General features: G+C 55.0%; 5 protein-coding genes. 3 read left to right on the forward strand and 2 right to left on the reverse strand.

Translation table 11 applies throughout. From position 1 onward, the window contains the following. Positions 1–80: 80 nt before the first annotated feature. Positions 81–530 (forward strand): anti-sigma regulatory factor, encoded by a 450-nt coding sequence (locus IQ268_RS20760; RefSeq protein ID WP_193883285.1) that lies wholly within the window; start codon positions 81–83, stop codon positions 528–530. Here IQ268_RS20760 and larC read toward each other — a convergent pair. Continuing rightward, complete coding sequence (gene larC / locus IQ268_RS20765) at positions 527–1999, reverse strand: nickel pincer cofactor biosynthesis protein LarC (RefSeq protein WP_193883287.1); 1473 nt, start codon at positions 1997–1999, stop codon at positions 527–529. The two genes, IQ268_RS20760 and larC, sit on opposite strands and share 4 nt — an antisense overlap. A gap of 53 nt (positions 2000–2052) precedes the next feature. On the opposite strand from larC, the gene IQ268_RS20770 reads away from it, so the two are divergent. Beyond that, on the forward strand, positions 2053–2703 hold the full coding sequence (locus IQ268_RS20770) for an L-threonylcarbamoyladenylate synthase (RefSeq protein WP_193883289.1): 651 nt from the start codon (positions 2053–2055) through the stop codon (positions 2701–2703). A gap of 385 nt (positions 2704–3088) precedes the next feature. Continuing rightward, positions 3089–4276, forward strand: coding sequence for a HetZ-related protein (locus IQ268_RS20775; RefSeq protein ID WP_193883290.1), 1188 nt, complete (start codon positions 3089–3091; stop codon positions 4274–4276). 109 nt (positions 4277–4385) lie between these two features. On the opposite strand, the gene IQ268_RS20780 is transcribed toward IQ268_RS20775, so the two are convergent. After that, positions 4386–6821, reverse strand: a complete 2436-nt coding sequence (locus IQ268_RS20780; protein WP_193883291.1) for a GH116 family glycosyl hydrolase — start codon at positions 6819–6821, stop codon at positions 4386–4388. Positions 6822–6852 lie beyond the last annotated feature (31 nt).

Genomic DNA, 6852 nt, shown 5'->3' on the forward strand with positions numbered 1-6852 from the left:
TGTTCGAATGTCTCTCCTTGGCGATCGCGCCGAAGGTCGAGAACGCCGTCTATCCACTTGAAAGCTTTGAGGTTTTTTGAGTGATTGCGATCTCGCTGCGTCCCACTGGGCGTAGATACGGCACTGTTAGCTTCGCCTCTACCCTCCATCTTTGCCCTGTTTTGGATCTGCTGCTGGCAGACGTTCCCCCGCAGTGGCAGTCGGAGGTTCGGCTTGGGCTACAGGAAGCATTGGTGAACGCCGCCAAACATGGCAATAACCTTGACCCCAATAAAACGGTCATCGTTGAGTTTTTTATCATTGACAACCAGTACTGGTGGGTCATTTCAGACGAAGGAGCGGGATTTGTGGCTCCATCTGATGCGTGTGACCTCGATTGCACCCAGACTCAGATCCATGAGGTAGACGAATGTGGGCGAGGGCTTTACATTTTACACCAAGTGTTTGATCAAGTCCACTGGAGTAAATGTGGCACCGAGCTAAGGCTCTGCAAGCAGGTTAAAAACCGCTTCAAGCCAATCGTCCGTTAGGGTTCTGCTGATACCAGGCATCCATCATACCAGGCACACAGCGCGGCTTGATGCACCTCTCGCCAGGGTAGGTGGTGCTGTTGCGCCAGGTTAGCACAGTCTTCATACTCTGGCTGCACGTTGACCACGGCAGCCGTTTCGGCAGGTCGCGCAATTTTAATTCGCACACTGCCGTGTTGGGTTTGCACGGTCTGAATTTCGCGGTGCAAAGCGGTGCGGCGCTGGACGGTGTGCCGGATGCCTAATGTGGTAGTTTCGCGAAAGAGAACCGTTTCACAGGCGATCGCCTGCTCAGGATGGCAGATCACCGTCACCAACATTCCCGGACGCGATTTCTTCATGCCGATCGCCTGTGTGAACACGTCCACGGCACCTGCGGCAAACAGCACCTCAAACAAATAGCCGATCGCCTGAGGGTTCAGGTCATCGATTTGCGTTTCCAGTACCGTAATGGTTTCCTGGGGTGGCCGAGACAACGCTTCGGGGGGCAGGGTTGTGGCCGCCGCCTGAGGAGAATGGTCTACCGGGGAGTGGGTGTGATTGGGGGGATGACTCACAGACGGCACAGGTTCAGCGATCGGCGGATGGTGTGCGGCCTGAAACGGTTGACTGTCGGACGCTGTTTCTCCCAGCCATAACCGCAGAATGTTGGGAATCGGTAGGTTTCGGGAGCCAGCTCCCAGCCCTACCGTTTGGATCACCATCGGAGGAGGTGCGCCAAACCGGGTGGCTAGTGTGGTGGCGATCGCCGCTCCGGTTGGGGTGACCAGTTCTCGCTCAATGCCGTTGCTGTATACCGGAACCTGACGCAGTTCCCACAGCTTTAGCACGGCAGGTGTGGGCACAGGTAACCGACCATGAGCCGCTCGCACTGTGCCGCCGCCCGTGGGTAAGGCAGAACAGTGAAGCTGCTCAATGCCGAGCCAGTCTAGCCCCAGACAGGTACCCACAATATCCACGATCGCATCGGTTGCGCCCACTTCATGAAAATGAACCTGGTCTGGCGCAATGCCGTGTACGGCTCCTTCGGCTTCAGCCAGCCGCCGAAAAATAGCTAAACTCCAGGCCGCAGCCCGTGGTGGCAGGTTGGCAGCATGGATGAGTTGCTCAATTTCCGGCAGGTGGCGCGTGTGCTGGTGAGCCGGATGCTCGTGGCCTGAATGCCCCGGGTGCCCGGCGGTCGGGCTGGTAGGATCGGAATGACCACCAAAGGTGGGATAGGGATCAACCCCCGACTCTTCTGCCTCAGGAACCGGGGCGGTGGTGGAGATCAAATCAACATGCACCTTGGTCGCTTGCTGGCCGTTACGGTGAACCAACTCTGAACGCAATTGATAGTCACTTGCGATGCCCAAACGGGCAAGTTGTTCGGTCAAATAGTCGAGCGGCACTCCCGCATGGACTAAAGCTCCCAAACACATATCTCCCGCCAGACCAGTTGGACATTCCAGATACGCTACTTTTGTCATAAGCCTCAGGCTCTCAAGAACGGTTTACCAAGCTCACTTAACAGATAAACGATATGGCAACGGTTTACACCCTTCACCCCGATAATCCTCAGGTTCGCAGCGTTGAGCAAATTCGCGATGCATTGCAGAGAGGGGCTGTAATGCTGTATCCAACCGATACGGTTTACGCGATCGGCTGCGATCTCAATGTTAAATCGGCGGTTGAGCGGGTCAGGCAAATTAAGCAACTTTCTAGCGATAAGCCATTAACCTTCCTCTGTTCGTCTCTGTCGAACGTGGCTCAATATGCTCACGTTAGCGATTCGGCCTATCGGTTGATTAAACGGTTGATTCCAGGCCCCTATACCTTTTTATTGCCTTCTACGAAGTTAGTGCCCCGGTTGGTCATGGACCCCAAACGTAAAACGACTGGCATTCGGGTTCCTGACCAGACGGTTTGCCAAGCCCTGCTGCAAGCGCTGGGTAGCCCCATTATCTCAACCTCGGCTCCGACGGCGTTTACTCCCGCCGACACGCGCGTATCGCAGGCCGAGCTGTTCGACCAGTTTGATGGGCTGGTGGATCTGATGATCGACGATCAGTCGCCCGTGGGGTATCACGTATCGACCATGCTGGATTTAACAGGAGATGAGCCGCTTTTGGCGCGCAAGGGACTGGGTTGGGAAGCAGTGGCCGATTTGGCTACCACAGCGGAAGTGGCATAGGGTACAGGGGAGCGATCGTCTGTCCGATTGCGATCGCTCCCCTGCACCAGATTGTAGATTGTCCACTAAATGCCCAATTCAACCTGATTTTGTATCTCCCTGTACTATTCGTGCTGCAAGCCTGATGCCAACTGGCACACCGCTCCCACGTGACAGTTGATCTCGCCCCTTATTCAACCTGGCGTTCTGGGATCAGGAAACCAGTTGAAGAAAGTGACATACGCTTAACCGGGATTACCCGTAGTGCCCAATCATAGAGATGTAGCCAGTTATGACAACGATGAATCTTAAGTCATGAGTTTTGAGTCACACACCCTAGTGTTTCACCTCATGCCTTGACGCTCATCCCCCTGAGTATAAAGTGCATCCCAAAGGGCAAAAAACTATGAATGGCAGTCCCCCAAATTCTTCAGAGTCGATTGAAGGTCAAAATTCAGAACTTCTACAATTCTTATTAGCCGAACTTCAGTCTGCATTGCCCATTTCGCCAGCGAGTGCTGGTACCGTTGCGCTCCGCATCGCTACCGAAGTTGACCGTATCTGTACGAAAAGCGATCGCATTCAAACCTCTGGACAAATCCAGGATTGGCAGATTACGCTGGCGCGGCATCGGCTGCAAAAGTGCTTAACCTACTATCGTCTGGGTTCGCGTCGCGGTCGGGTAGAACTCCATACCCGCCTGAGTGCGATGGTGTATCGCCAAATTGCTCCTGCCCGTGCCAACCTGGGTTTTCAAGCCCGGTATACCTTGATTGAAGATTTCTTGCAGGGCTTCTACATTGAGTCGATGAATGCCTTTCGGCGAGAAAACCAGATGGAGGCAGACTACACGCCCAAAACCCGGTTAGAACTGGCAGAATACATGGCGTTTACCGAGCATTATGCCAAGCGGCGAATTGGCCTTCCCGGTCGGCGCAACCAGCAATTGGTTGTGCTGCGCGCCCAGGGCTTTGCCCACCGCCAACCGCCCGAAACGGCGCTGGATGTTGAGTTGGCAACCGAAGCCGCCCGCAGTGAAGAGGCCGAAGCCCACAGCCGATCGCCCCTGATGCAGCAAGTGCGAGAGCAGATGGTGTCTGAAGCGATCGATCCGGCGGATTCGGTGCTGCGCGATCGCGTGGTTAGCGAACTGGTCGATTATCTCAACGATCAGGGGCAGTCCGACTGTGTAGATTATTTGACGCTGAAGTTGCAGGATCTCTCTGCGCCAGAAATTGATGATGTTCTTGGCCTGTCTGCCCGTCAGCGAGATTACCTGCAACAGCGGTTTAAGTACCACGTCGAGAAGTTTGCCCGCTCTCACCGCTGGCAGTTAGTGCATCAGTGGTTAGGAGCCGACCTGGATCAAAACCTCGGGATGCCACAGCAGCAGTGGGAGGCGTTTCTGCAACAAATCTCGCCCGAACAGCGCAAACTGTTAGAGCTAAAAGGCAGACAAGAGGGCGATCGCGAAATTGCCAGAGTAATTGGCTGTACGCCAAAACAGGTGCATCGTCGCTGGGTGAACTTGCTTGAGCTAGCGTGGCAGGTTCGTAATAATGCTGTAGACAACAGCGTAGACAGCAATGTCTAACCAGTTAGCTGGCGATCGGTTCTGATCGGTTCTACCGTCTTTACCGTGCCATCAGGGTGTTTTGTTTCTTTCGCTTTGAACCTGGGGTCAGGCACAGGTGATCCCGGCCTCACGACTCCACCGTCATTTCTCTGTAAACGGCCCAAATTGCCATTGCCCGTAGATAATGACTTGCCCGAAATGTGCCAACCGCAGTGATTGCTTCCGGGGTGCGAAACTGCAATCCGTTCTCATAAACCTGGTGAACGACCGCTTCGGTTAACCGTAAGGCCTCGTCTTGATATCCCATTTGCACCAGAAAGGCGGCTAACCCAAAATTAATGCCTGTCCAAACTTCTAAAGGATGCGTATCTTTAGGATTAGCCGGAGAGCCATCTGGCCGCAAGCCGTTTGCTGCACCAATTTGAGCATTATGAAACTTGAGAAAACACGCCTCATAGACTGTCTTCAAGGCTGAACGGGCACAGTCTTCCGGAACAATATCTGGCAACCCCAGCAACCGCGCATAGAATTGACCGCAAAGCTGATCGGCCATGACCACATCCGACCCGCTGTCACTATCGAGCCGATAGTATTGACCGTTCCAGAGCGTGTTGTGATACACCGGACGAGCCTGGTCGAGCCACTGCTGGAACGTGTGAATGGTGTGCTGAATTGGCTCTGACTCATCCTCCAACCCGTGCTGAAGTAAGGTGTTTCCAATGGCGATCGCGGCTTCCAGTGCGGCTAACCATAGGCCACCGCAATAAGCACTGATGCCACGCAAACGCCAATCATCAAAGGTTTGATCGGGAGCGCCCGAATTCTCTGGCAGGCCGTCCTGGTTTAGATCAAACGTTTTGAGATAGTGCAACGCCCTGACCACCGAAGCCCAACAGTCTTGCAGAAACAACACGTCCGTAGCACCCGTGAGCCAAAAGTCACGATAGACTTGCAGCACAAAATCGCTGGCTAAGTCTTTCCACAAATTGCAGTCTTGATAGCTGGTGTAGTTGGTTTTCTCCCAGGGATGCTCGTTAGGGGCACCCAAATCGTGCGGGGTCGCGTCTGCCGCCTTTCGCAATGCCTGAGGGCTATCGGCTCCGATCGTGTAGTAGTAGCCAATCACGCGGGTGCGATCGTCCGAGGCCGGAATCGCTCTGGCAAAGGCACGCATCACCGCTTTTTCCAGTTCCGGCCACAGCATCAACAGGGCAAACGCCCCATAGAGCCGCACATCCAGGCTTTCATACCAGCGATAATCGATGCACTCCAGCACGGCAAACTGACCCACCGGATCGCGATCGCTTGCCGCCGTCCACAGCGTGCCGCCATCGGTGAGGTCATACAGTTCATTGAATAGCGCCATTTTGAACCAGTCGGGCAAATCATCTCGCTGCAAGATGGGCTGCTGCCAGCGATCGATTTCCTGCTGCCACTGGGGGTAAGCTGCCAGAGCCGTTTGCGCGATCGTCCAGGCATTGCGCCCGTTGCGCCCAAAAAAGTCGGTATAGCGGCGATAGTACTCAATTCCCGCTGCAAACTCGGTAACGGGCAAATCCCACGCCACCACAAAGGGAATCTGCCGCGTTTCGCCCGGTGCCAGCGTTAGACGTACAGCGATCGCTGCGCCAATCTGCTCGGTTTCACCTGCGGTGTCATCGGCACAGTTAGGCAGAGAGCCATTAGCCGCAAAGGAATGCCACAGATCAGCCCCATCTCCAGCCGGGTTCCAGCGCGTGTGATAAAACACCTCCATCGGTTCAGCAGAGGGCAGGGTGGCGATCGCCCACTGTCCATCCCCTTCCTGGGGCGAGTCTGGTTGATTCATCCGGTCGAGCAGACAACCCACAGCACCTTCGTCTGCCATCCACCGATTCAGGTTGCCGTGGCTTTGCCCCAGCTTGGGCTGATAGTCGTACACGGGGCTGCCATCATCCCGCATTTGCACATCGGGCGACTTGAGCGCATTGGTAAACCAGCCCACCATGTTGTGCCAGGTGAGCAGAATACTGAGCGTTATGGGGCGATCGGTGGGGTTGTGCGCCGTCCACACAAACATGGCCACCGGATAGCTCGTTTCCTGGTAGTTCTCTGCCCATATGGGTGAAAACTGTTCGCAGGTCAACGCAGCCTGAAAAACAGATTCGTAGGTAAACCAACTGCGGGGATACAGGGCGGCATACTGTCCCGACGGGTGTTCTGCGGATTGGCTAGATGGATACCAGTTCCATGCACTTAATGTGCCGTCGGTTGGGGCTGCTGTGCTGAGGGCGTAGGACTGGGTGCGATCGCCCACCTGCTCGAACACGCTAAACTGACAGGCTGGCATAGTCTGAAATAGATGTTCACCTCCATCTATGTGCCAGAGGTTAAAGTCACCTCGTGGCGATCGGCCAATGCAGCCTGCACCAAACCCACCCAGCGGCATACCGTGCCAGGGGCCATCGTCCAGGTTACTGGCGTAGCGAACGGTGTAGGGATGCTCCCACCCTAAACCCAAAGGACGCGTCCAGGCACAATCAGGAATTTGAGGAATTTGAGGAAATGGATGTAAATTTGTCATCTCCCGATTTTACTGAGGCAGGGGGGAATGG

The sequence above is a fragment of the Oculatella sp. LEGE 06141 genome (assembly GCF_015207605.1).
In the GTDB taxonomy this organism is placed as follows: domain Bacteria; phylum Cyanobacteriota; class Cyanobacteriia; order Elainellales; family Elainellaceae; genus Oculatella.